The organism is Myxacorys chilensis, from assembly GCF_059505265.1.
In genome coordinates, this window is the sequence record NZ_JCACKG010000044.1 from 1 (window position 1) to 24902 (window position 24902).

Genomic DNA, 24902 nt, shown 5'->3' on the forward strand with positions numbered 1-24902 from the left:
TTCGCGCTTGGATGGCGGCGCAAGACCAGCCCCATGAACGCTTTGTATTCCCTGAAGAAGTATTGCCTCGCGGTAATGCTCTCTAAAGCAACATAGTATGTAGAGCTAAATTAAACGCTTCTGCTAGATCGGCAGAAGCGTTTTTTACCCTCATTATCAAAAGCTCGTGCTATAGTAGGCGAAGGGTACTAGATGCCCGATTTACAGGTTCTAAACCATCCACATTAGACCGTTTAGGCAATAGGAGGTGATGCCCATGATAGAAAGTAGTAAATGCATGGGTCGTCAGGTTGAACTGAATCGGCTGTGCGCCGGAGCCGTTCTCTAGAGGCTGAACCCATCTTCCTTGTGAAGATACTGTCTGCTAAAGACTAGGCTAAACAGATTTCCTTCCGGCAGTCTGGTTCTTACCTGAAGACCCGCTACACCGCTCCTACCCCTAAGAGTTCTAGTTTTTGCTAGCTTTCTTTTGGTAGGAGCGGATAGTTTTTTAAAGGGTATTTGAATTCTATAAATTACAAGCCGCTTGAACGTTTCCTCTATAGAATTGTTAAGGATTTAGTTTCGGGATATAACTCTGGCCTGTATTTGAGCCTCTTTAGCCTTATTGCAACAAACATGCAGCATTCTTAAGGGTACTGCACTGCTAAGAAAGTTTATTTTGTTGAGTTTTGCTTGACCTTGCCTAATATTGTCTGCCGCACATCGAGAAATAATATTTTCTAATTTGATCGCTAAAGTCTAATTCTGCGGTTAAACTTGATAGTGTTACTGTTGAGTGATCATGCCGACTAAAGGTTCCAATACCAAAAGCTCTAATAGTCGTTTGATACCAGGTGTGAGGAGAACTAAACAATGCGTAAGGTTTTATTGAATTCTTTGTTCATCAGTCCTGCCGTCTTGGGTGCGGCACTCGTGATGTCTTCTGCTGCGATCGCAGCAGAGAAGCAGGTAGGTCAGGCTTCTTTGTTATCCCCCGTTCAGATCAACTCCCAAAGTCTTGATGCATCTGCTCTGAAGGCAGATAGTCAACTTTCTTTGGCCAAGCCATCTGCACCCACCGTTGAATCTGTTAAGTCATTAGACAAACTCGCTTCTACTACATCAGTTGAGGTTGCACAGACTCCTAGCAATGTAAAAGTTGCGCAGGTTTCTCCAGAGGTTCAGGCAGCTCCTGATTCCTCAGCGCCTAGTGTTGATTCCCTGGATCAGATTAACCGCTACAGCCGAGAAGGAAAGTCGGCTGGCAATTCGTCTGCAGGTCAGGTTACCTCGGTCTCTCAGCTTTCGGACGTTCGCCCCACGGACTGGGCATTCCAAGCTTTGCAATCGTTGGTTGAACGTTACGGCTGTATTGCGGGCTATCCCGATCGCACCTATCGTGGAAACCGTGCGTTGACCCGCTATGAATTTGCGGCTGGTCTGAATGCATGTCTCGATCGCGTCAACGAATTAATTGCAGCGTCAACCGCAGACCTCGTGAAGAAAGAGGATCTGGCGACGCTTCAAAAGCTACAAGAAGAGTTTGCGGCTGAGCTTGCGACCTTGCGTGGACGGGTAGACGCTCTGGAAGCACGTACCACCACCCTAGAGAAGCAGCAGTTTTCAACAACAACTAAGCTAGCTGGTGAGGCAATTTTTGCAGTTACCGATGAATTTGGAGTGGATGGAACCAACGGAAATAACACCGTGTTCCAAAATCGTATCCGCTTGTCCTTGAACACAAGCTTTACAGGAAACGATTTGTTGGTTACTCGTATTGCAGCGGGTAACGCTACCCCCTTTGCATTGTCTCCAGCTGGTACTGCTAACGGTACTGTTGCTGAGGGTCTTCAAACCTTCAACTTCGGCAACACAGGAAATAACAACACGCTGATTGATTGGGTTGCGTACTATTTCCCACTCAATGACCGGGTTAAGTTCTACATCCCAGCGGTTGGGGGCTTGCACTATGATTATGCTCCGACTGCTAACCCGGCTTTAGACTCAGGCGATAGTGGCAGCACAACGTTGTCGCTCTTTGGCCAGCGCAACCCTATCTATAACATCGGTGGTGGTTCTGGTGTTGGTGTCAATGTCAAAGTGAGTGATGCTTTCCAAATCAGCGGTGGCTATTTGGCAGACAACTCGGAGAGCACAGGTGCAATCACTACTGGTGCGAATAATCCTGCTGCTAAGGGCGGTTTATTCAACGGAAGCTATAGTGCTTTGGGACAGATTAGCTTCAACGCTAGTGATGCCTTGCAGATTGGTTTAACCTATGTGAATGCTTATCGGAGGGGAGCGATTTTTGATGCTGGTGGTGGCGTTGCTTCAACGAGTGGCACCCTTTTCGGCAACACTTCTACCAATCTTGCCACTGGCCTCATAACTCCAGCGCAAGTGAATGCTTATGGTGCTGAAGTTGCCTTCAAACTAAGTCCTAAGATCGTCCTTAACGCCTTTGGTTCACTTATCAATGCTGACTTTGTAGATGATGGTGCTGGTCAGAGAGATATCTGGACTTATGGTGTAGGTCTTTCTTTCCCTGACTTTGGTAAGAAAGGTAACTTGCTTGGTTTCGTTGCAGGTGCAGAGCCTTACTTGGGTAATCCGACCGCAGCCCAGCGGGCAGCAGGTGTGCGGAATGACATTCCTCTGCACTTTGAGGGCTTCTACAAGTACCAGCTAAATGACAATATCTCGATTACTCCTGGTGTGATTTGGATTGTGAATCCTGGTCAAAACGAGGCCAACCAAGATGCTATTATCGGTACCCTAAGAACCACTTTCACGTTCTAATGCCCAGTTAATTGCTTTGAAACAAAAAAGCCCTACACTCGTAGGGCTTTTTTATTGGAGCTTACTGTGGTGCTGTGAATTACTTCTACTTTGCGTTCATAAAGAGTCTAGCTAAACAAGCATTGAATTTTCTTCAACGCTTGCTTATGGGTTAGCAAGCTCCACGATTGCAGCTTATCTTGTTCAGTTAGAGTTTTTGTGTGTTAAACATCCTCTGTTCTGAGGTGGATGGTCAACAAAGGCGGCGCAATTCTGTAGAGAGAGGCAATGTCCGTTGAGGTTAGCCTACGATTACCAGAATTAATAATGTTAAATTTGGAGAGGTCGCTATGGCTAGGGTAAATCCAATTGAAGTTTAGAAGCATTTGAAAGGAATTGACTATCCGGTGAACAAGGAAAATCTTGTGAAACACGCGCAAAAGAATGGTGCTGATGAGGAATTGCAGTCAATTTTGCAGGAACTACCAAGAGATGAATTCCAGACTCCAGCCGATGTGAATAAAGCGATCGGGGAGATTGAGTAATTCTGTACAAGCGCCTTGAAGTGAAGTAAGGAGAACTCTTCTCTGGTTCCAGTATTTACTGAGGCACGCTTAGTAGGGTTTAGGGTCTGACTACGTTAAGAGCACCATTGATCTAACTTAGTCAGGAAGGTTTTGAAGTTTAACTTTGTCCTAAACTCACACTGACTGATAATCTTGGATCTTCTATAACATTTGAATACGCTGATAGCTGTATTAAAGTGAATACAGCTTTTTTATTGAAAAAACGAAACTGAAATTGTTCAACCTCTACAATTTCAGCCAGTTATTCTATAGTTTTTGCTAGCGATCGCTTAACTAGAATGAGCTAAATTAATTCAATATTTACTATTACTTTTTCTCATTGTTTTCCATTAGCTTTAAATCTAATCCATCAATTCAAAAGAATTGTATTCTTAAATACGATTAATATGCTTTCAACTGATTTAGAATCAAAATACTCGATGCAAATGCTTGCGGATAGACATAGAATTAGCTTCATTCTAAGATTCATTCTGAGGATAGAAGTTCTTAATTAAACTGAATGTTATCTTGCTCTAGAGATACCGAATTCCGACTTGTTCTCAATAGTTGTAAGAGCAATTTTTCTTGCCAAGTTTGATGGTTGATGTGTGAGTTGTACTATTAGTAACCAGGTGGTTAATGTATGGAATTTTTAGTAAAAACTATAGAGTTTCCTCAATCTCTTGACCACGAGGCAACTGAGCGATTTTATCAGCAGGCAGACGCTGCGATCGCAGCAGGTGCTGATGTTGTTTTAGTTGACTTTGATGCAGTTGAGTTCATTAGTAGCCCTGGTTTGATGGCTTTAGTTGTGGTTTTTAAGCGTGTTCGCGAAGCAGAGCGCAAACTGTTTATCTGTTCGATTAATGAGCAAGTCAAGATGCTGCTGGAGTTGACAGGAATGGATCAAGTTTTTGAGGTTGTTGATCGTCCCAGCGAAGTGAGCAATGTACCTGATTCGTTTGCCATAGCATCATAATTGCTTCACTGTCAAAGAAAACTAAGCGCTAGAGAAGAGGGTCTTTCTCCTTACTCTAACGCTTAATTTAAATGAGGTTATGTAGCTGTTTTTACTGATTCAGCTGCTATAAATTTTCGAATGTATTGACTGACCAATTCAGGTTGCTCCTGTTGAACCCAATGGCTACAGTTGGGAATATAGCGAATCCGAAAATCGCGAACGTACCTTTCAGTGCCATAGGTAAGGTGCTTATCTAGTGCACTATCTTCCTCTCCCCAAATCATGAGCGTTGGAACCTGCAGCATCGTCCAATCGCGTTTAGTCAACCCTTGCTGCATTGCATTGCGATAATAGCTTAGCGCCGCCGTAAGAGCGCCGCGCTTCGAGAGTGCAGCTTTATATGCATTAATGTTTTCTTCAGTAAATGTACCTTTTCTAACTGCCATTCCCGAAAACGCCGTTTCTAGCGCTTTATAGTCTCCAAGCTGGATTAGGAATTCGGGCAGCAGAGGAATTTGGAAGAAGAACGTGTACCAACTTCTCAGCCACTGTTGAGACGTAAAGAATTTTTCAAGAAATAACGCAGGATGAGGTGCATTTAAAACAATCAACTGCTTTAGTAGTTCGGGATGGGTGTCAGCAAAATGCCAAGCAATGATGCCACCCCAATCGTGTCCGACGAGAATGCACTGCTGGTAGCCCAATGCTTCAATGACGCCCTTTATATCAGCGATGAACTCTGACATCACATAGGAACTTTGAGCCGCAGGCTTATCACTGTCGTTGTAGCCGCGTAAATCAACTGCCACCACCTTGTGGTCTTTAGCGAATTCTGGAATCTGATACCGCCAAGAATACCAAAACTCAGGAAACCCGTGCAGAAATAGGATAAGCGGTCCTTCCCCCTGAGTGATGTAATGAAGGTTGAGACCGTTGGTGTGAACGTACTCGTGCTGCCAAGTTTCTAACATGAGGGCAAACGTGCATGAATTTCTAGCACCCTACACCCTGCATCTAGAGGTTTGCACCTTACTTAAGCAGTAGTTGCAACCGGCGGATACTGCCGAAGCACCTGAGTTAAATAGTGACCGGTGTAGGAATAAGGATTTTTAGCAACGTCCTCTGGTGTGCCTACCGCAACAATTTCACCGCCGCGATCGCCCCCTTCCGGTCCGAGATCAATCACCCAATCAGAGCAGCGAATTACATCTAAGTTATGTTCGATGACGAGAACAGAATTTCCCTTATCGACCAGTCGCTGCACCACATCTAGCAGTTTGTGAACATCGTAGAACGACAGTCCGGTTGTGGGTTCATCGATCAGGTAAAGCGTCTTGCCTGTAGCACGGCGAGACAGTTCTGTTGCCAGTTTTACCCGTTGGGCTTCACCGCCCGATAGGGTGGGAGCCGTCTGCCCGAGGCGAACGTATCCCAATCCAACATCAAATAGCGTTTGCAGGCGATTTGCCGCTTGAGGAATATTTTGAAAGAAGTCTAGAGCTTCTTCAACAGTCATGCTCAAGACATCGGCGATCGATTTCCCTTTGAACTTTACCTGTAAAGTTTCTCGGTTGTAGCGAGCGCCTTTGCAGACTTCGCACTGAACGTAAACGTCAGGAAGAAAATTCATTTCAATTACATTTACGCCTTGGCCGCCGCACGCTTCACAGCGTCCACCTTTGACATTAAAGGAGAATTGCCCTGGTTTGTAGCCTCTCGCTTTTGCTTCGATAGTGGTGGAAAACACTTCGCGAACGACATCAAATACTCCGGTATAAGTCGCCGGATTTGAGCGTGGGGTGCGACCGATGGGAGACTGGTCAATCACGATCGCTTTGTCGAGCGCATCTAATCCTTTAACCGGCTTCATATCTTTAGGTTGCGGAATCTTCTGCCCAAAATGATGCTGAATTGCCGGATAAAGTAGTTCGTTGATCAGGGTCGATTTGCCGGAACCAGAAACTCCGGTCACGCAAACCAATTTACCAAGGGGAATATCAGTATCGATCTGCTTGAGGTTATTCCGATGAGCATTGCGAATTTGCAGCGATCGCCCATTTCCTGAGCGGCGCTCTGCAGGTGTTTGGATACTCCGCCGACCAGAAAGATAAGCTCCAGTCAAGGAATCTTCAGCATTCAGCAGGCTGTCTAGATCGCCTTCAGATACGACACTTCCACCATGAACGCCCGCACCAGGTCCAATATCGACAATGTGATCGGCAGCGCGAATGGTTTCTTCGTCGTGTTCAACAACAATCAGTGTATTTCCTAAATCTCGCAATTTGGTTAGGGTATTGAGCAGTCGCGAATTGTCTCGTTGGTGGAGTCCGATGCTGGGTTCGTCTAGAACGTATAGCACGCCTGTTAAACCTGCGCCAATTTGGGTTGCAAGCCGAATCCGCTGGGCTTCTCCGCCCGAAAGCGTCATGGCGGTCCGATCTAGCGTTAGATAGTCCAGCCCGACATCCAGTAGAAATCGTAGACGCGCTTTCACTTCGCGAAGCACCAGATCGGCAATTTGCGCTTGGCGATCGCTGAGTTCTACCGTCTCCGCTCGATTGAGACAGTCGCGGATGGAGACACCCGTGAAATCATCCATATGAAACTGTCCGAGCCGCACGGCTAACGCCTCTGGTTTGAGCCGTTTGCCCTGACATTCGCTGCACGGTTCATCAACTAGGTACTGCTCTAACTTCTGTTTGTAAGCGTCTGAGCTACTTTCTTGGTATTGGCGTTCGAGCAGACTGACAGCACCTTCGTAGCGGCGATGGTACCCCTTATTCTCGCGATAGCGGGAGTCTACCTCAATCCAAATCGGATCTTTAGATCCATAGAGCAGCGCGTTTTTTTGCTCGTCGGTTAACTGCTCCCACGGCGTTTGAATATCGAACCCGAACGCTTCGGCAACGCTACAAATTAGCGAGAGGTAGTAGGTATTGTCTTTGTCTGACCACGGCGCGATCGCGGCATACACCGGAAGCTGCGGATTTGGCACAATCAGCTCTGGTGAAAAGGTGCGATGGCTGCCCAAGCCGTGGCAGTTAGGACATGCGCCATAGGGAGAGTTAAACGAAAATAGCCGGGGAGATAGCTCCTCCATGACGGCTCCATGCTCTGGGCAAGCAAAATTTTCTGAAAAGACAAGTTCTGGAATCTTTTCAGACTCGGTTTCTGGCATGATATCAATGACCGCGATCCCCGTTGAGTGGCGTAAACAGGTGGTCAGCGAATCCGTTAGGCGTTCTTCAATTCCTTCTTTTTTGACGAGCCGATCCACCACAATTTCAATAGTGTGAGATTGATTCTTGTCGAGTTCGATCGAATCGCTCAGTTCGCGAACTTCTCCATCAATCCGAACCCGCACAAACCCTTCCGAACTGAGACTAGAGATCAGTTTTTTATGAGTTCCTTTCTTGCCGCGAATCACCGGAGCCAAAATTTGAAACCGGGTGCGATCGGGCAATTCCATCACGCGATCGACCATTTGATCAATCGCTTGCGGAGCAATTGAGCGATCGCACACTGGACAGTGGGGCGTTCCAGCGCGCCCGTAGAGCAAGCGCAGGTAGTCGTAAATTTCTGTGACTGTGCCTACCGTAGAACGGGGGTTGTGAGACGTGGATTTTTGATCGATAGAAATTGCTGGACTGAGACCCTCGATCGCATCGACATCGGGTTTATCGACTTGTCCTAAAAACTGCCGAGCGTAAGCACTGAGCGACTCGACGTATCGGCGCTGTCCTTCTGCAAAGATCGTATCGAAGGCAAGGGAAGATTTTCCAGAGCCAGAAACGCCTGTGAAAACGATCAAGCGATCGCGGGGCAGTTCCAGATCAATGTTCTTTAAATTGTGCTGCCGTGCGCCTCGAATCCGAATCGAACTAAGCGAAATCGTGGGCTTCGTGGGGCGAGAATTTGATTGATTTGAGATCTGGTCGCCAGATGAATGAATTTCCTCCATCCCGACATCAGGACTCAGAACCGGGGATGCAGAGCTTTTAGATGTGCTAGGACGCTTTGGCATTGGAGGACAAAAAGAAACAGTCCTTAATGATTCTATCGCTTCCCTCGCGATCGTAGTTATTGCGTACTAAAGTCGTTAGGAGGTGTGTAGTAAATTGCTGAAGAAGCTTTAAAGTCACATCCAAAATTGCGCTCATGACTTAAAGCAAATTAGACTCAACGCACCTTCAGAAGAACTGCAACACTAGCGATTCTTCATAGCGCGCTCCATGTCACGTTTATCCTGGCGCTTTCGCATATCGTCCCGCTTATCATGCAGTTTTTTACCGCGCACCAGCGCTAGGTCGATCTTGACCCAACCTCGTTTGAGATACATCTTGAGCGGAACGAGGGTCAGTCCTTGTTGCTCAACTTTTCCAATCAGCTTGCGAATTTCTTGACGATGCAATAGCAGTTTCCGAGTCCGAGTCGGATCGTGGTTAAAAAATAGACTCGAGCTTTGATGAGGCGAAATGTGGACGTTATGAAGCAAAACTTCGCCATTGCGAACGAGAGCAAAGCCGTCTCTAAGGTTTACCTTACCTGCTCGAATCGACTTTACCTCAGTCCCAAGTAGCTCAATTCCCGCCTCGTAAGTTTCTAAAATTTCGTACTGAAACCTGGCTTGGCGGTTGTCGCTAACAATTTTGAACCCTTCTGTTTTCGTATCGCTCATCACTCTAGTTTAGCGAAAAACTTGTTTCTAAAAAAATTGCCTCCAAGATTTTACTGGAGGCGTTACTTAAGGAGACGGAGCAAATACAATACAAAAGTACTATAGATAGTCTTGTTTTGTCAATGACGATCGCTAACTCAATTTTAAGACGAACGCATTGGCAACAAATCAGCAGATGAAGTCTCAACGGCGTCTATCCATCCGCAAGCGAATCCTCTTCTGAAGGGATCTGCCATCTTTTGCTAAGGAGGAGCTTTTGCGTAAGCCCTGTTTTTTCGCAAAACCTTCACCAAGTCAATCTTTGTTGTCGATTTCTAGTGTCTGAAAGAATGGTCTAGAGCAATCCCCAGAATTTTGTAAATATTTCAGTTAGGCTTTACCCTAAAAGCACCAGTGATACTAAATTGTATTCCTCAATACAGAATTTGCATGCCTAGTGCTGAAATCTTAATGAGTATCAAACCACTCTAAAATTCTGTGCGCAAGTTTATTCTTGGTGATCTTAGACCTTGCTATTGCTCAATCATCTTCACCTTCTAGACGAGATTTTCAGTCTATGAGTTGATTGTTTTGGGAAGCTCAAAGTCTCCTGTTTTCGACCTGATTCTCTTCAGTAACTATGGTTTGACCTGAAAGATTCAAGCCGCTCTGCGGTTCCTAAAACAGTCATTTTGTGGAGCTTTTGTTTCTCCAAAGCCTCTTTTCAGAGAGAACTTCTGAATTTACTCAAGAGTGCATCCAGAATCACCGATCTTCCAGCGCGCGTTGCAAGGAAAACTTTATGCTGTCTAGAACCATTTTGAAAAAGAGAACAAGGAAACCTCAAAGAGTTTCTCTCAATCGGAATCCCGTCGTGCGATCGCTCAAATTCATCGCGACGCAGCTGTCTCCTACTTGGCGAAGCTGCATTCTACTCACCAGTGCGATCTTTCTGCTGTGGAACTGTGCCGCTATTGCTCAACAGCCAGCAACGCTAGAAAGCGTATCGCAAACGGCATCTGACCTGCGGGTCGGTTTAGATACCGTGTGGGTAATGATTGCAGGCTTCTTAGTGTTCTTCATGAACGCAGGATTTTGCATGTTAGAAGCAGGATTTTGCCGCGAGAAGAACGCAGTGAACATTCTGTCAAAAAACTTAGTTGTCTTTGCCTTATCTACAATTGCCTTCTGGGCGCTCGGCTTTGGGCTGATGTTCAGTGATGGCAATGACTTCATTGGTTCTAGCGGATTCTTCTTAACTGGGGCAGACAATAGTCCTGCTACAGCAGACGCTTACCAAGGTGTCTTCTCAGCATTAAATTGGACAGGAATTCCTCTGGGCGCGAAGTTCTTCTTCCAACTCGTTTTCGCTGGAACAGCGGCCACGATTGTATCGGGTGCTGTAGCTGAACGCATTAAGTTCGTTGACTTTCTAATCTTTAGCTTGCTATTGGTAGGAATTGCTTACCCGATTACCGGACATTGGGTCTGGGGGGGCGGATGGCTTGCTGACGCTGGGTTTTACGATTTTGCAGGTTCGACAGTGGTTCACGCGGTCGGCGGTTGGGCTGCCTTGATGGGAGCCGCTTTTCTAGGCCCAAGAATTGGCAAATATGCTTCAGATGGGCGATCAAATGCAATCCCCGGTCACAACATGGCAATTGCAACCTTGGGAGCCTTGATCCTTTGGTTAGGCTGGTTTGGCTTTAACCCAGGTTCTGCAATGGGCGTGGGCAACGGTTCTTTGATTGCACATATTGCCTTAACGACCAATACGGCAGGTGCATTTGGAGCGATCGCAGCGACTATCACGGCGTGGATTGTATTGGGTAAACCTGATTTGTCAATGATCGTGAATGGATTGTTAGCAGGATTGGTCGCGGTTACTGCGCCCTGTGCGTTCATTAGCGTGCCTTCTGCAGCAATCATTGGTGCGATCGGTGGCATTTTAGTGGTCTTCGCGGTCGGTTTCTTTGATTCGATTAAAATTGACGATCCGGTTGGTGCAATTTCAGTTCACCTGGTCAATGGCATTTGGGGTACGTTGGCACTCGGCTTGTTTAGTCAAGGCGATGCATTCGGAGCGACTCCTGCTCCTGCGGCAGGTCTGTTCTTTGGCGGTGGCATCGGTCAGCTCTGGATTCAGTTGATTGGCACGTTGTCAGTTGGAGGGCTTACGGTTCTACTTTCCAGCATTTTCTGGATTGCGCTGAAGTCAACCTTGGGTATCCGAGTGACGGCTGAGGAAGAAATGGTTGGACTCGATATTTCGGAACACGGCATGGAAGGCTATGCCGGTTTCGCGAAAGAGACTTCCTTTGGAAGCGCTACACATCAGGACTTTCCAAGTGATGTGGTAGGAAAGACGTATCAATAGAGCGACGAGTTTTTTGGCTCGGTACTCCTAAATTTCATTACTTCTAAATCAAAGAGTGGTTCTAAATGTCTAGAACCGCTCTTTGATTGCTTTAAACCTACGGCTGAGTGAACATCCAATTCGCTTGCCTTAAATAATGAATAATGTTTCACCCAAGCCATTTGAAACCGAAAGTAATATTTTAATATTCTGCTTCTGCCGAGCAGTAGATACTTTGCTATGCCCTGAGATAGATCTACCCTTTCTAAGCTGACAAAGTGATCGCAATCAAAATGTATTTTTCTATACAGAATCTTCCCACTCAAAATTGGTGAAATCCAATGATACGAATCAGGTGGCTGATTATATCAAACTCATAGTTTTGGCGTTGAAGGTCGAAAGTCAGTGTTGAAAAAACTTCTAACGATAGGGCTAGTGGCATTAATGCTGCTATCGATTCCTCTTACGGGTAGTGTCCTTGCTGAACCTGCAACGGCTGAATCTGCTCAAACAGCGGCAACCACCGCAACGGTGCAGGCAGACACAGCCTTTATGCTAATCTGTGCGGCTTTGGTCTTGCTGATGACTCCTGGACTCGCGTTTTTCTACGGCGGGTTTGTGCGATCGCGCAACGTCCTCAACACCATGATGATGACCTTCATTCTCATGGGCATTGTTGGCGTCTCCTGGATTCTGTGGGGCTACAGCCTGTCCTTTGCGCCAGGTCTACCTTTTATTGGTGGCTTGCAGTGGCTGTTTCTAAATGGAGTTGGTCTAGAAACAACCGATTATCTGAACGGTTCCGCGCCGGATGCAGTAGTATCTTATGCCGCTACGATTCCGCACGAAACATTCATGATGTATCAAGGAATGTTTGCCATTATTACGCCAGCGCTCATTTCTGGTGCGATCGTAGAGCGCATTAGCTTTAAGGCTTATTTTTGGTTTATTGTTCTGTGGTCAACCCTTCTATATCCTATTTTTGCTCATATGGTATGGGCGAAAGGTGGATTTCTCGGCTTGTATGGTGGACTAGGAGCGCTAGATTTTGCAGGCGGTACAGTCGTTCACATTAGTTCTGGGGTTTCGGCTCTGGTTGCGGCTCGGGTAATTGGTCCGCGTAAGACGTTCCCAAATCAACCTGCTGCGCCTCACAACGTGCCTTATATCTTGATCGGTGCGGGTCTTTTGTGGTTTGGCTGGTTTGGCTTTAACGCTGGTAGTGCCCTCGCGTCTGGATCACTGGCTACAGTAGCATTCGTGGCAACCAATAGCGCTGCGGCAGCAGCGGCACTTGTGTGGGTCATTTTGGAATGGGTGTTGCGCGGCAAGCCGACTGCTGTTGGCATTGCGACAGGTGCCGTCGCAGGTTTAGTAGGGGTTACACCAGCAGCTGGGTTTGTTACCCCCGTAGCTGCGCTGCTAATTGGTGCAATTACATCAACCGCTTGCTTCTTCGCCGTCAGCCTCAAAGCCAAGTTGCAGTTTGACGACTCTCTAGATACCTTTCCGGTTCACGGTGTGGGCGGAACAGTCGGCGCATTGCTAACTGGTCTTTTTGCAACAAAAGCGGTGAACTCAGCAGGCGGCGATGGGTTGTTCTATGGCAATCCGGGTCAGCTAGTTACGCAAATCATTGCAATCCTGATTGCCTACGCGATCGCAGGCATTGGAACCTTTGTGATTTTGAAAGTTTTAGATGCCACGATTGGCTTACGAGTCAATTCCGAAGCCGAACTGCAAGGGGTGGATGTTAATGAGCATGGCGAAGAAGGATATGGAGAAGAAATGGGTGCATTCAGTATGACCCGCGTTGAGTAATTCAATTATTTCTGTCTAGAACAGTGATTTCTGTCTGAAACGATAAATGAAGTAAGGCTCCAAAGCATCTAACTTTGGAGCCTTGTGTTTCAGGAGATTGAGGTGGAATAGAGTTAGCGACGGTTCGCTTGTTTTTCCTTATCTTGACGACGGCGATCGCGCCAGTCTGCCAGGGTCAAGTAGATCACTCCGCCTGTAACGACGACTAAAAGACCAAATGCGACCAAAACCAGAATGCTAAAGAGGTTGCTAGCTTCCATTGAGCAAGGTTCTTTTGAATAAATTGATTTAGAGTCCGGAGCCAGAGGCTAGGCTGCGGACTAAGAGCAGCAACTAGAATCCGTTACGACCCCAGACAACCATCGAGATAGAGAATGTAAACACCGCCAACAGCGCAATCCAACCGAGCGACAAAATATCCATAGTTATACTGTCCAACCAAACGTTACAGAAGAATGCTAAATCTAATGATAAATCAAAGATGAAGCACTAAGATCTTGGATGCACTACTGAGACGTGAGATTAGACAAGATTGAAGACATGATGTGGGAAGAACGGGTTGAATCGATCAAAGCAGGCGGCGTTTCGCTAGGAGCGGTAGCGGCCATTTTTCCGCTGACTCTCCTGATTAATCAAGTAGCTGTCCTTCAGGGCTTGGCAGAGCCAGTTGCGCCTAGAGGAGGACTTTCCGTACTAGGCATGAGCGATTTACAAGGGTGGGTGAGCTTTGCGATCGCGCTCTTTACAGGCTTCTTGTTTGGGATCACCTATCGCTACGTGATTCGTCAAGACCCGAACCTACACTTACGCTCAGGAGCGGTTTTGGCATTTGGACTCGTGCGCGGGCTGGCTCAAATCGATGTGGGATTGACGACCCAGGGTAGCCTTTTTCCGTTTGTGATTTTGGCGGGAGAAAGCATTGTTTTGTTTGCGATCGCGCGGCTTGTTCTAGATTGGGCAATGGTGCAGAAATGGGTGAAACCATTTCCGTAAGGGTGAATGTTTACGCTCATTAAACTTTGCGGTAGTTTAGGCAGTCTTTCATGCAAATCCTTTATCGTTGAAGAACGCTGAATCTCAGTACGGAAACCAGACCTGTTTTTAGTCGCAAAAGCCGCCCCTACACTCTGGGTAATCTTTGGTTAGATAGAAACAGATTCACGATTTCACTCAGGAGAATCCTGTGAACCAGAACAACCTTCAAGCCCTGCAACTTGGCTTAAATGGCGTCGGACGCCTGATCACTCTAATTGGTGTTGTGTGGCTACTTGCTGCCCTAGGGTTAGGCTGGTTGATTAAGTCATTTTTTGTATTGTTGGCGTTGCTGCTCCTCGCTCCGGTTGTGGCAGTGATTGGGTTACGCTGGTGGTTGCGGAAGAATCTTGTGCAGGCAGCTTGCCCGGTCTGCGATTTTGAGTTGACTGGTTTGAACCATGCGGAGGTTCAATGTCCCAACTGTGGTGAACCGCTTCAGGCTGAACATGGTAAGTTCAAGCGGTTGACGCCCGTTGGCACGATTGATGTTGATGCGGTAGAAGTTTCGGCTCAAGTCTTGGAAGATTAGGCGATTGGCTCGAGCTTACTGCACGTCAGCGTTTTCTCGATCGCGTTTCTGAACGGCGAGCGTATTGCGTTCCCAAAACACATTATTGGTGAAGCCCTGAATTGCTTGATCAGAGTCGGCTAATTCTAGTCGGCGCTCAGTTAGCAAGCAATATTCTTCGTTCAAATCAATTCCTAAATACTGCCTGCCCAGCTTTTTTGCAACGACAGAAGACGTTCCACTGCCGACAAAGGGATCGAACACAAAATCGCCAGGGTTAGAGCTTGCAAGAATCAGTTTAGCGAGCAGCTTTTCACTTTTTTGGGTGGGATGTTCCGTATTTTCTGCCATTGACCAGAACGGAATTGTGATATCTGTCCAGAAGTTTGATGGGTGGGTATCGCGAAAATTTCCGCCCTTTGTTGTTTCCCAATCTTTGGGAGTGCCATCTTGAGTCCGGTAAGGCGCTTTTACCTGACGACGCAGCTTGACGGCTTCTAAATTGAAGGTGTAATGGTTAGAAGCGGTACAAAACCAGATATCCTCACTAGAGTTTTTCCAATTTGCTTTTGCACCACGTCCTTTCTCTCGCTCCCAAGTGATGCGATTTTGTACCACGAAGTGGCGGGTTGCGACCATGAATATAGAGGCAGATGACAACCAATCGCCGCAGATGTAGATAGAGGCGGTTGGCTTAAGCAGCGGCTTGAGGGCGACTATGAGTTGATCGAGCCATGCGGTGTAGTCTTCCACTGCCCGTCTAGCAAACTTTAGTCCATTAAAGTCTTTCGTTAGGTTATAGGGCGGATCAAGAATCAGCAGATCAACGCTGCTTGAGGGTAGATGCTGAACGATGTCGAGGCAATTGCCCTGGATCGTTCCGATCGCCAAAGCGGGCAGCGTCGGTTCGAGCGTGAGAAGGCGCGATCGCAGCCGCTGTCGGTCGGCGTCAGTCAAGGTCAAGCTCCGATTTCGCGACGATCGCGGTTTGCTAGGAATGGCAGGCAAATTGGTTTCTAACCCTCACTTTTTCTAATCGTTTCTAATATTTTGTAGCCACCTTCGATACAGCTTCAGCAATTTTTCTCGCTGAGCCGCAAAAAAGTTCTAGACTTTACTCAATTCTGCGGAAACCAAATTCATCTTGATTAACTAGAGTAATAATATGTCGCACTTCTTCCAGGCGCGGCAATCCTATTAGAGATTCGACTCTAGTAACAAACTCAGATTGAAACACAGGATGGACTTGTCATGAAAAAGTTTTTTTCGCCTACTGCTTACGTAGATATACGCAAAAGCCTTAGTGAATACTCGGCCAACTCTATGCAGGAATGATGAAGCATCCGCAAAATTGCCGGATTTTTGCCCTCTACTTGACGTAATATTGTGCTGTAGGGGGCATCCAATAAGCTGCTTTATCTATATAGGTTGCCGCGATGAGTACCTTTTCAAAGACCGCGTTTATAGCAACTTTGGCTTTAGGTACATCCATAGGACTGGCTACGCTCCAAGCTAGCGGAGTAGGATTCCGTAACGTTGCTGATTTGTTTTTCAAGCAAGCTTCTCAGAGTGTTCGTAATTCTCCAAATACCAAAGCCGTTAAGTTGCCTAATCGAACGCTTAATTCGGTTAACGTCACGTTTGAACCTGATCCAAACGACCCGCCAACGACAACTGGCGGATCTGGAACACGTTGAACTTCAGATCCATTAGATTGACTCGTAGAAAGCCCACGACGGTAACGCTAGTGGGCTTTTTGCTATGCCATTAAAGGTTTTAGCATGAGGGTGAGTTAGTCAGTTCAATTGCGTTCTATGCTTCTTTAAAGCTGCAATCTTGAGAATTTCAAATTACTGATGAATTATTCTGACATTGATATTGCTCCCTTCATTGATCATTCGCTACTCGGCGCGATCGCAACGCCGCAGCAGGTTGAACAATGGTGTGATGAAGCCGACCGCTATAGATTTGCAGCAGTTTGTGTGAATCCGGTGCATGTGCGCCAAGCCGTGGATTTACTGCACAACAAAATGCCCAAAGTGTGTACCGTAATCGGATTTCCGACTGGAGCAACGACTTCTGCGGTCAAACTATACGAGGCGCAAGAAGCGGCAGAAAATGGAGCGACTGAATTGGATGTTGTGATTAATTTAGGCTGGCTAAAGTCTGGAATGACCAGTGAAGTTCATCGAGAATTAGCAGAGATTCGGGAATCCACTGGGCAATCCATCAAAGCCATTCTAGAGATGTCACTTTTGACAGATGCTGAAAAACGGCTGGCGGGTGAAATCTGCTTAGATGCTGGAGTTGCTTTTCTCAAGACTAGTACTGGCTGGAGTGGTGGCGCAACCATCAGCGACGTTCGCCTGCTGAAAGAAATTGCTCAAGACAGAGTTGGAATTAAGGCTTCTGGGGGAATCCGTACCATTGAGCAAGCTTTAGAGTTAATCATGGCAGGCGCAACTCGTCTCGGCACATCTCGTGGCGTTGATCTTCTACGTCAGCGCGATACCCTAGAAAAGGGATAAAACAGCTACGGTAACGCTACGTTAAAGAGGGATGAGTCGAACTTATAAGGCGATTGGAATTAATCTTAAGGCAACGCTTCTAGGAGAGGCGGATCGGGTGTTGACTATTCTCACTAAAGAGCATGGGCTGATCCGGGCCGTGGCCATGGGAGCACGGAAGCAAACTTCAAAAATGGGCGGACGGAGCGGCTTATTTGTCGTTAACAATTTGTTGCTTGCTCAAGGAAAAACGCTCGACAAGATTACTCAGGCTGAAACGCTAGAGTCTTATCCAGGGCTAGGGCGTAACCTCAAGAAACTAACGGCGGGGCAATATTTGGCAGAACTTGTATTGAATCAGGCGTTGAGCGAGCAGCCTCAAGCTGACTTGTTTTACCTGCTGAATGAGCATCTAGGACGAATTGAGCGATCGCCCGATTCCGATGTATTAGCTCGCCTCACTCATGCCGTGTTTCAGATGCTGGCGATCGCAGGCGTTGCTCCGCAGGTGCATCAGTGCTGTTTGACGCAGACCCTGCTCAAGCCTGATGTGAATGATCCAAACTGGCAGGTGGGCTTCAGCGCAATCGCAGGCGGAGCCGTCACGCTAAAAGCCCTGGAACAAATTCAAGCGCAAGAACCTTCTGCTTCGCCGCGAGTTCAGTCTACAGTAGGAGAATACCGAGTTACCCCCGCCCCTAGCGCTACCGCAGTCACGCCGCCCTCCGCTTCTCGCCGCCCGTCTTCTCAAACCACTACCCTAAATGCCGTTGAGCTATCTGTTTTTCAACAATTAGCGAATGCAGAACTCACTCAGTCTTCTATCTCATCCTTGGTGTGGTTGTCTCTAGAGCGGCTGCTTCGCCAGTATGCTCAACATCACTTTGATCGTCCCATTCGATCGGCTACGCTCATCGATACCTGTTTTGCTCCTGAATTGTCTGAACTGCCATGATTCGACCTTGCTATTCTGACGACCTTTCTCTCTCTTCCGTCTTTGCACACAGCCCCAATGGTAAACTTGGGAGCGAGCCGTCGGAAGTCTATTCGGGTGAGGAGAGCGTTCCGTCCATGTTACGAACCCAGGAAAATTCTCCTGACCATTCTGAGAAATCATCGATGATGGATTATGAACCATCGGTGAATGGTAATGGAAAAGCGGCTTTAGCTGGTAAACATTTATCCGAAGATACGGGTGGAGAGGCGGTGTCAGTTACAGATATACCTAGTACTCCGCCTGAGCAAAACGATCATCAGCCGCCAAACCTGCCGCCCGATGAAGAGGATCGTGGGTTTGCTCCGGTGCTGAGAAACCGCAATTTTCTGACGCTTTGGGCAGGGCAGGTCTTCTCGCAGTTGTCGGATAAAGTTTATCTGGTGTTAATGATTGCGCTGATTGCGAGTCGCTTTCAGTCTGAGGGCCAAACGATCAGTGGTTGGGTGTCTTCGATTATGATCGCCTTCACCATTCCGGCAGTGCTGTTTGGCTCGATCGCGGGGGTATTTGTCGATCGCTGGTCAAAGAAAGCCGTTTTGGTTGCGACCAATCTGTTGCGCGGGGCACTGGTGTTTGCGATTCCTTCGCTGATTTGGCTGTCTCACGGGTTAAAAACCATTCACGGTTTACCCGTCGGATTCTGTCTACTTCTGGTGGTCACGCTTCTGGTTTCGACCTTGACTCAGTTCTTTGCCCCGGCAGAACAATCGCTCATTCCGCTGGTGGTTGAGCGTCGGCATTTGCTATCAGCTAATTCGCTCTACACCACCACGATGATGGCATCGGTGATCATTGGATTTGCGGTGGGCGAACCGTTGTTGGGGCTGGCAGATTCGTTAGTTGAGCGGCTGGGTGGATTTCCTGATTTAGGAAAAGAACTGCTGGTGGGCGGTGGGTATGCGATCGCGGGCTTGCTGCTTCTCCTGATGAAAACAGGTGAGAAAAACAAGGATGACGTTCTACCTGAAGATCAGCCCCACGTGTTTGAGGATATCAAAGATGGATTGCGCTATCTCAAAGATCACTCCCACGTTCGCGGTGCATTAATTCAACTCGTGATTCTCTTCTCGATTTTTGCCGCGCTGGCAGTCCTATCCGTTAGGCTTGCCGAAGTAATGCCCGAAATTAAATCGTCGCAGTTCGGCTTTTTGCTGGCGGCGGGCGGTGTCGGTATGGCAGGAGGAGCGGCCATCTTAGGTAGTGTTGGGCAGCGCTTTACCCATGCTCGCTTAGGCACGATCGGTTCAACAGGAATGGCCGCTTCGCTGACTGGAATTGCGTTTTTCTATCACCACTTGTGGATTACCCTGCTGCTGATTGCGTCGCTCGGTGCGTTTGCGGCGCTGGTTGGCATTCCAATGCAGACGACGATTCAGCAAGAAACTCCGGAAGATATGCGCGGTAAGGTGTTTGGATTGCAGAACAATGCGGTCAATATTGCTCTCAGCTTGCCGCTTGTCTTAGCAGGCGTTTCAGAAACATTATTTGGGCTGCGGATCGTCTTTTTGGCACTTGCCGCTCTGACGATCGCAGGAGGAACTCTGACCTGGTATATTTCCCATACGAGGAGATCTTCGGAGGGATGAGGGATGAGGGATGAGGGATGAGAGGATGAAGCGCAAAACATCCTCTAATAACCCGTTCCCCCACAGCCGACGCCCCCCTTCATTTAAAACCTACTGAAATGCATATAGCTTGGCTTGGAAAGAAAGCGCCGTTTTGCGGCAATGTTACTTATGGTCGAGAGGTTACGAATGCACTGTTAGATCGTGGGCATCGGGTTAGTTTCTTTCATTTTGCTCAGGAGGATGCGGGGCCGGACAATTGGCCCGATTTTCAGGAGATTCCGATTCCGTTTCTCTACAAGTCTCAGATTTACACCATTCCAACGTTTCGATCGAGTAAAGTGTTGGCTCAAGCGCTACGAGATGTTCAGCCTGATCTCGTTCATGCCTCGCTCACGCTCTCGCCCCTTGATTTTTTGCTGCCAGAAATTTGCGAGGAGTTGGGCATTCCGCTGATTGCTACGTTTCATCCGCCCTTTGATCGCAAGCGACGCAATTTTACATCGGGCACTCAGCATCTGATGTATCAGCTTTATGCGCCGTTTTTGGCAAACTACGATCGCACGATCGTGTTTTCGTATATTCAGCGAGATTTGCTGATTAAATTGGGCGTTCCCGCCGAGCGAGTGGTAGTGATTCCAAATGGTGTGGATTCGGAGAGATACTCCCCTGGGCGATCGACCCTTAATGCAGAATTTCGGGCAGAGCGGATTTTTCTCTATCAAGGTCGCGTTGCCCCTGAAAAGAACGTTGAGTCTCTACTGAAGGCTTGGAAAACCTCGGAGATGAACTTGAACAGTAAGCTACTGATTGTGGGAAATCACGGTCCGTTGGCAACGTCGTTAATGCCGTTTTATGGACCTGAACACGGCATTCATTGGCTCGGCTTCATTGCTGAAGAGCAGCGACGAATTGAGATTTTAAGAGGAGCCGATGTGTTCATTCTGCCATCGCTTGTGGAAGGATTGTCGTTGTCGCTGCTAGAAGCAATGTCGTCTGGATTGGCGTGTATTGCGACCGATGCAGGCGCGGATGGAGAGGTGCTAGAAGATGGTGCGGGAGTGGTGATGAGTACGCAGCGGGTAACGGCCCAGTTAAAGACACTATTGCCGCTTTTTCAAGATCACTCAGAGATTACAGCGCTGTTGGGGCAGAAAGCGCGGCAAAGAGTACTCGATCGCTACACTTTGAGTCGCAATATTACTCAGGTTGAAGAGTTGTATGAAGCGGTGTTGCAATTGCCACGTTTACCGCTCAGTCTGATCTAGACCGGAGAAACGACAGATTATTTCAAGCGCCAGTTGGTACGGTTCCAGTCGTAGATGCCCTGGATCTCAAATTCGTTGCCGTTATCGAAGCGAATCGTGCAGGTTGCGCTAAAGTCGGCAGTTGTGGGAGCGGTGGTATGGATGACTGTACAAGCAAACCATTCTCGGCTACAGGGTCCGTCGTCTTGTACCCATTCCCACAAAGCGTTGCAAACTTCGATGCGATCGCCCACTTTGATCCGAGCAGCGTCATGGTCGGTGTATTCGGCAAGATGCGAGGGAGTAATTGATTGCAGCCAAACCATCCCATACGATTCGCGAATAAATTGAACTGCGCCTGATCTCCGATTTTGTAGCCAGTCATTGAGTAGGGTCGTTTTCCAATCTCGATCCTGAGCTTGCTGATCTCGAATGAAGCGGAGTAGGATTTGTCGCTGATCGTTGCTCAGTTGTGAAAGAGGATTTGGGATTTGCTTGTCAAATTGTTCAGTCATCCAGGTGCTGATGACTTGGAATAAGGTTTGTTGTTGGGTCGAGTCGAGGGGACGACCCATCGCACTGCATTCTCGAATAGCAAGTTCTAATAGTGCATGGATGTCAGGACGAGTCATAGCGGCGACACTACAGTGGCAACACTACAGTAGTAACATTAAGTGAACCGCGATCGCGCGATCCGACTCCTCTGCTCCTGGTTCACGGTTATGGTGATTGTGATAACAGCAGCGCGATCGAAGCAAGTACTCACCCCAACAAAACTAAGTGGGATGAGTACTTGCGAATGAATAGCCTGCCAATTTAGGCTATCAACTTAGGCAAATTTACCAGCCGTTGCAGCAATTAGGAAGGCAGCGTAGGTGAGAATATAACCCACCGTAAAGTGAATTAGACCTACCAGCCAACCTTGAACGATCGAGAGTGCGACTGGCTTGTCCTTCCAACGAACTAGGTTCGCTAAAGGTGTGCGCTCGTGCGCCCAAACCAGAGTTTCGATCAATTCTTGCCAGTAGCCTCTCCAGGAGATCAAGAACATGAATCCGGTTGCCCAAACCAGGTGTCCAAACAGGAACATCCAGGCCCAGACAGACAGATTAGTTGTGCCGTAAGGATTGTACCCGTTGATCAGCGGAGCAGAATACTGCCACAGATAGTCGCGCAACCAACCCATGAGATAGGTCGAGCTTTCGTTGAATTGAGCGACGTTACCCGACCAGATGGCGAGGTGCTTCCAGTGCCAGTAGAACGTAGCCCACCCAATCGTATTCAACATCCAAAAGATAGCTAGGAAGAAAGACTGTTGCCAAGCAGAGATTTGGCAGGTGCCGCCGCGTCCGGGTCCGTCGCAGGGGAAGGAGAAGCCAAAATCTTTCTTATCGGGCATCAGTTTGGTTCCACGAGCATCTAACGCGCCTTTGAGACAGATGAGCGTGGTGACGTGTAGACCGAGCGCGATCGCATGGTGAACCAAGAAATCGCCAGGGCCAATCGTCAGGAACAAGGAGTTTGTTCCGTTGTTAATTGCTTCTATCCAACCGGGCAGGTAGGTTGCGCCCGTGTTAGATGCCAGACTATCCGCATTAGATAGCAGAGTGTTAATGCCGTATATCGCTTTGCCGTGAGAGGCTTGGACGAATTGAGCAAACACTGGCTCGATCAGGATTTGCTTGTCAGGTGCCCCGAACGCAACTTGAACATCGTTGTGAACGTACAAGCCGAGTGTGTGGAAGCCGAGGAAGAGTGATACCCAGCTCAAATGGGAGATGATGGCTTCTTTATGCCCAATGAACCGTTGCAGCACATTATTCTTGTTTTGCTCAGGATCGTAATCCCGAATCCAGAAAATCGCGCCGTGGGCAAACGCACCGACCATGAAGAACCCCGCAAGGTATTGATGGTGCGTATACAAAGCGGCTTGAGTCGTGAAGTCTTTTCCCATGAAGGCGTAGGGCGGCATCGCATACATATGCTGCGCTACTACAGACAACGCCGTTCCCAAAGCAGCAAGGTGAATGCCCAGCTGAAAGTGCAGGGAGTTGTTATAGGTGTCGTACAGCCCTTGGTGCGGTAAGTTACCTTGACCATCAACGCTCTTACCAAAGAAATTCTTGGCGTTAACAATATCTTTGATACTGTGACCAATGCCAAAGTTGGTTCTGTACATGTGACCCGCGATGATAAAGATCACCGCGATCGCCAGATGGTGGTGTGCCATATCCGTCAGCCAGAGCGATTCTGTCTGGGGATGAAAGCCACCTAGGAACGTCAAAATTGCGGTTCCTGAACCCTGCGCTGTGCCGAACACGTGATCCGCCGTATCAGCGTTCTGAGCGTAAGCGCCCCAATCTCCCGTGAAAAAGGGTCTCAAACCCGCAGGATGGGGTAGGGTAGACAGGAAATTATTCCAGCCCACGTGCTGTCCGCGTGATTCGGGAATTGCAACGTGGATCAAGTGCGCTGCCCAAGCGAGAGAACTCACCCCAAACAATCCTGCCAAGTGATGGTTGAGCCGAGACTCAGCATTCTTGAACCAGGCTAAACTGGGGCGAAACTTGGGTTGTAGGTGCAGCCAGCCTGCAAACAGGAAGAGACCTGCCAGGAACATCAGGAAAATTGCACCTTGGTACAAATCACCATTGGTTCGCATACCGATGGTGTACCACCAGTGATACACGCCTGAATAGGCGATGTTGACCGGATAGTTCACGCCCCCTTGGGTGAAAGCATCTACCGCAGGTTGACCAAATTGAGGGTCCCAGATGGCGTGTGCAATCGGGCGAACATTGAGCGGATCTTTGATCCATTGAGGAAAGTTACCTTGCCATGCCACGTGAAATAGAAGACTCGATGTCCATAGAAAAATGATTGCCACATGACCGAAGTGAGTTGCAAATATCTTTTGATAAAGCTTCTCTTCGGTCATGCCATCATGGCTTTCAAAGTCGTGCGCAGTGGCAATACCATACCAGATGCGCCGTGTAGTCGGGTCTTGAGCGAGGTCTTGGCTAAATTTTGGAAACTTTGTCGCCATATCTTTCGCCTACATTTTTTCTGAACAATGTTTGTTTGAAACTGGACGATAGGAAACTGAACGATAATGAGTCGCTCAAACACAGAAGTTTTCAGCTTTCCACCATTTCAGAAGAGAACAGAATGGAAGGCAAAAGCAGAGTTAATACCCAGATAGATGGTCGTTGAATTTTTTGTTACTGGACACAAAACTCGGCTGTAGAGAAATTATTCCGTTTAGAACTAACAAATTCGCATCAGCTAGCTCAATACTTTAATAGTTACCCCTGCCTTACTTGCCTACCTTAAGATAGAAACTAATTTAATTCAAGTGGTGCTGACAAACACAATTTAAAGAATCAATAATTGGTAGCTAAACATTAAAAGATTAGCGTTTATTAAGGATTTTTAAGATTACTTTCTTGCAATAAAAAGCTCTCATCCCTTGGCAAAAAGATAAGAGCCAGTTACGACGATCTAAATTTCCAATTTGAAGGTAAACGCTACGGAAATCCTTGAATTCTCCCGAAAGACTGAGCTTCTGTTACAGATAAAAGTATCGATTGATTCAGTCGGTAATAACGAACAAAAAAGATATCGGTGTTCCAACAAGACGAAGATTCAAAAGAGCTAATCATTAAAATTTTTGTAGTAATCACATTGGTTCCCTTTCATTATTTAACTTCTATTGCTATTGGTATGAAAGCGCAATTGGAGCGAAGGAAGATATCACTTACTAATTCACAATTCACCGTTTTATCATCTAAGTTTTCACTGTTTAATGCACACGCTATGATTCTTGATACCGCGATCGCAGTTCCAAGTTTTACACCATGAGATCTCAACTGGAGTTGAGACTAAGCGGAAATAAGCCCAACCCGTGTTACGGTGCTGAGCC

The 24902-nt window shown here is 47.5% G+C and carries 20 protein-coding genes; 12 read left to right on the top strand and 8 right to left on the bottom strand.

Annotation, left to right across the window (positions count from 1 at the left end; genetic code table 11):
* Nucleotides 1-855 precede the first annotated feature (855 nt).
* The 3 genes from AC5JLB_RS02210 (at nt 856) to AC5JLB_RS02220 (ending at nt 4305) form a co-directional block, all read left to right on the top strand.
* The gene (locus tag AC5JLB_RS02210; protein WP_495872227.1) at nt 856-2781 is read left to right on the top strand and encodes an iron uptake porin; all 1926 of its coding nucleotides are present in this window, start codon (nt 856-858) and stop codon (nt 2779-2781) included.
* Nucleotides 2782-3146: 365 nt separating this feature from the next.
* Entirely contained in the window at nt 3147-3305 is a 159-nt protein-coding gene (locus tag AC5JLB_RS02215; protein WP_495872228.1) for a DUF2795 domain-containing protein, read from the top strand.
* 664 nt (nt 3306-3969) lie between these two features.
* Entirely contained in the window at nt 3970-4305 is a 336-nt protein-coding gene (locus AC5JLB_RS02220; RefSeq protein ID WP_495872229.1) for an STAS domain-containing protein, read from the top strand.
* A gap of 77 nt (nt 4306-4382) precedes the next feature.
* Here AC5JLB_RS02220 and AC5JLB_RS02225 read toward each other — a convergent pair whose 3' ends face one another.
* The 3 genes from AC5JLB_RS02225 to smpB all read right to left on the bottom strand — a co-directional run bounded on the left by AC5JLB_RS02225 (nt 4383) and on the right by smpB (nt 8965).
* Nucleotides 4383-5258, bottom strand: coding sequence for an alpha/beta fold hydrolase (locus tag AC5JLB_RS02225; RefSeq protein WP_495872230.1), 876 nt, complete (start codon nt 5256-5258; stop codon nt 4383-4385).
* 62 nt (nt 5259-5320) lie between these two features.
* Nucleotides 5321-8311 (bottom strand): excinuclease ABC subunit UvrA, encoded by a 2991-nt coding sequence (gene uvrA, locus AC5JLB_RS02230; RefSeq protein ID WP_495872231.1) that lies wholly within the window; start codon nt 8309-8311, stop codon nt 5321-5323.
* Between the two features lie 183 nt (nt 8312-8494).
* On the bottom strand, nt 8495-8965 hold the full coding sequence (gene smpB / locus AC5JLB_RS02235; protein WP_495693353.1) for an SsrA-binding protein SmpB: 471 nt from the start codon (nt 8963-8965) through the stop codon (nt 8495-8497).
* A gap of 781 nt (nt 8966-9746) precedes the next feature.
* On the opposite strand from smpB, the gene AC5JLB_RS02240 reads away from it, so the two are divergent.
* Both AC5JLB_RS02240 and AC5JLB_RS02245 read left to right on the top strand, forming a co-directional pair.
* Nucleotides 9747-11321 carry an ammonium transporter gene (locus AC5JLB_RS02240; RefSeq protein WP_495872232.1) on the top strand — a complete coding sequence of 525 codons (1575 nt, stop codon included), beginning with the start codon at nt 9747-9749 and terminating at the stop codon, nt 11319-11321.
* Nucleotides 11322-11705: 384 nt separating this feature from the next.
* Nucleotides 11706-13121 (top strand): ammonium transporter, encoded by a 1416-nt coding sequence (locus tag AC5JLB_RS02245; RefSeq protein WP_495872233.1) that lies wholly within the window; start codon nt 11706-11708, stop codon nt 13119-13121.
* Nucleotides 13122-13234: 113 nt separating this feature from the next.
* Here AC5JLB_RS02245 and AC5JLB_RS02250 read toward each other — a convergent pair whose 3' ends face one another.
* Complete coding sequence (locus AC5JLB_RS02250; RefSeq protein ID WP_495872234.1) at nt 13235-13381, bottom strand: hypothetical protein; 147 nt, start codon at nt 13379-13381, stop codon at nt 13235-13237.
* Between the two features lie 73 nt (nt 13382-13454).
* The gene (gene petN, locus AC5JLB_RS02255; protein ID WP_162422337.1) at nt 13455-13544 is read right to left on the bottom strand and encodes a cytochrome b6-f complex subunit PetN; all 90 of its coding nucleotides are present in this window, start codon (nt 13542-13544) and stop codon (nt 13455-13457) included.
* Between the two features lie 93 nt (nt 13545-13637).
* On the opposite strand from petN, the gene AC5JLB_RS02260 reads away from it, so the two are divergent.
* Together AC5JLB_RS02260 and AC5JLB_RS02265 are read left to right on the top strand one after the other, a co-directional pair.
* Nucleotides 13638-14114 (top strand): hypothetical protein, encoded by a 477-nt coding sequence (locus tag AC5JLB_RS02260; protein WP_495872235.1) that lies wholly within the window; start codon nt 13638-13640, stop codon nt 14112-14114.
* A 190-nt stretch (nt 14115-14304) separates the two neighbouring features.
* A complete protein-coding gene (locus AC5JLB_RS02265) occupies nt 14305-14685 on the top strand; it encodes a hypothetical protein (protein ID WP_495872236.1) in 381 nt (126 codons plus the stop codon).
* Nucleotides 14686-14700: 15 nt separating this feature from the next.
* Here the strand turns inward: AC5JLB_RS02265 and AC5JLB_RS02270 are convergent, their stop codons facing one another.
* Nucleotides 14701-15621: a DNA-methyltransferase gene (locus AC5JLB_RS02270; RefSeq protein ID WP_495872237.1), complete on the bottom strand. Its 921-nt coding sequence runs from the start codon at nt 15619-15621 to the stop codon at nt 14701-14703.
* A gap of 479 nt (nt 15622-16100) precedes the next feature.
* Between AC5JLB_RS02270 and AC5JLB_RS02275 the strand changes: the two genes are divergently transcribed.
* From AC5JLB_RS02275 to AC5JLB_RS02295, 5 genes are all read left to right on the top strand, one after another.
* The gene (locus AC5JLB_RS02275) at nt 16101-16361 is read left to right on the top strand and encodes a hypothetical protein (protein WP_495872238.1); all 261 of its coding nucleotides are present in this window, start codon (nt 16101-16103) and stop codon (nt 16359-16361) included.
* Nucleotides 16362-16520: 159 nt separating this feature from the next.
* On the top strand, nt 16521-17192 hold the full coding sequence (gene deoC, locus AC5JLB_RS02280) for a deoxyribose-phosphate aldolase (RefSeq protein ID WP_495872239.1): 672 nt from the start codon (nt 16521-16523) through the stop codon (nt 17190-17192).
* A gap of 31 nt (nt 17193-17223) precedes the next feature.
* Entirely contained in the window at nt 17224-18126 is a 903-nt protein-coding gene (gene recO / locus AC5JLB_RS02285) for a DNA repair protein RecO (protein WP_495872240.1), read from the top strand.
* 116 nt (nt 18127-18242) lie between these two features.
* Nucleotides 18243-19754 carry an MFS transporter gene (locus tag AC5JLB_RS02290; RefSeq protein ID WP_495872241.1) on the top strand — a complete coding sequence of 504 codons (1512 nt, stop codon included), beginning with the start codon at nt 18243-18245 and terminating at the stop codon, nt 19752-19754.
* A 98-nt stretch (nt 19755-19852) separates the two neighbouring features.
* The gene (locus AC5JLB_RS02295) at nt 19853-21001 is read left to right on the top strand and encodes a glycosyltransferase family 4 protein (RefSeq protein WP_495872242.1); all 1149 of its coding nucleotides are present in this window, start codon (nt 19853-19855) and stop codon (nt 20999-21001) included.
* Between the two features lie 17 nt (nt 21002-21018).
* Here the strand turns inward: AC5JLB_RS02295 and AC5JLB_RS02300 are convergent, their stop codons facing one another.
* Both AC5JLB_RS02300 and psaB read right to left on the bottom strand, forming a co-directional pair.
* Complete coding sequence (locus AC5JLB_RS02300) at nt 21019-21612, bottom strand: hypothetical protein (RefSeq protein WP_495872243.1); 594 nt, start codon at nt 21610-21612, stop codon at nt 21019-21021.
* 197 nt (nt 21613-21809) lie between these two features.
* The gene (psaB, locus tag AC5JLB_RS02305; RefSeq protein WP_495872244.1) at nt 21810-24026 is read right to left on the bottom strand and encodes a photosystem I core protein PsaB; all 2217 of its coding nucleotides are present in this window, start codon (nt 24024-24026) and stop codon (nt 21810-21812) included.
* Between the last annotated feature and the right edge of the window lie 876 nt (nt 24027-24902).

What these genes read in the sequence shown, in the direction of transcription:
- AC5JLB_RS02210 (WP_495872227.1), top strand. Translation starts at nt 856, where the DNA reads ATGCGTAAGGTTTTATTGAATTCTTTGTTCATCAGTCCTGCCGTCTTG.
- AC5JLB_RS02220 (WP_495872229.1), top strand. Translation starts at nt 3,970, where the DNA reads ATGGAATTTTTAGTAAAAACTATAGAGTTTCCTCAATCTCTTGACCAC.
- AC5JLB_RS02225 (WP_495872230.1), bottom strand. Translation starts at nt 5,258, where the DNA reads ATGTTAGAAACTTGGCAGCACGAGTACGTTCACACCAACGGTCTCAAC.
- uvrA (WP_495872231.1), bottom strand. Translation starts at nt 8,311, where the DNA reads ATGCCAAAGCGTCCTAGCACATCTAAAAGCTCTGCATCCCCGGTTCTG.
- smpB (WP_495693353.1), bottom strand. Translation starts at nt 8,965, where the DNA reads ATGAGCGATACGAAAACAGAAGGGTTCAAAATTGTTAGCGACAACCGC.
- AC5JLB_RS02240 (WP_495872232.1), top strand. Translation starts at nt 9,747, where the DNA reads ATGCTGTCTAGAACCATTTTGAAAAAGAGAACAAGGAAACCTCAAAGA.
- AC5JLB_RS02250 (WP_495872234.1), bottom strand. Translation starts at nt 13,381, where the DNA reads ATGGAAGCTAGCAACCTCTTTAGCATTCTGGTTTTGGTCGCATTTGGT.
- petN (WP_162422337.1), bottom strand. Translation starts at nt 13,544, where the DNA reads ATGGATATTTTGTCGCTCGGTTGGATTGCGCTGTTGGCGGTGTTTACA.
- AC5JLB_RS02275 (WP_495872238.1), top strand. Translation starts at nt 16,101, where the DNA reads ATGAGTACCTTTTCAAAGACCGCGTTTATAGCAACTTTGGCTTTAGGT.
- deoC (WP_495872239.1), top strand. Translation starts at nt 16,521, where the DNA reads ATGAATTATTCTGACATTGATATTGCTCCCTTCATTGATCATTCGCTA.
- recO (WP_495872240.1), top strand. Translation starts at nt 17,224, where the DNA reads ATGAGTCGAACTTATAAGGCGATTGGAATTAATCTTAAGGCAACGCTT.
- AC5JLB_RS02290 (WP_495872241.1), top strand. Translation starts at nt 18,243, where the DNA reads ATGTTACGAACCCAGGAAAATTCTCCTGACCATTCTGAGAAATCATCG.
- AC5JLB_RS02295 (WP_495872242.1), top strand. Translation starts at nt 19,853, where the DNA reads ATGCATATAGCTTGGCTTGGAAAGAAAGCGCCGTTTTGCGGCAATGTT.
- AC5JLB_RS02300 (WP_495872243.1), bottom strand. Translation starts at nt 21,612, where the DNA reads ATGACTCGTCCTGACATCCATGCACTATTAGAACTTGCTATTCGAGAA.
- psaB (WP_495872244.1), bottom strand. Translation starts at nt 24,026, where the DNA reads ATGGCGACAAAGTTTCCAAAATTTAGCCAAGACCTCGCTCAAGACCCG.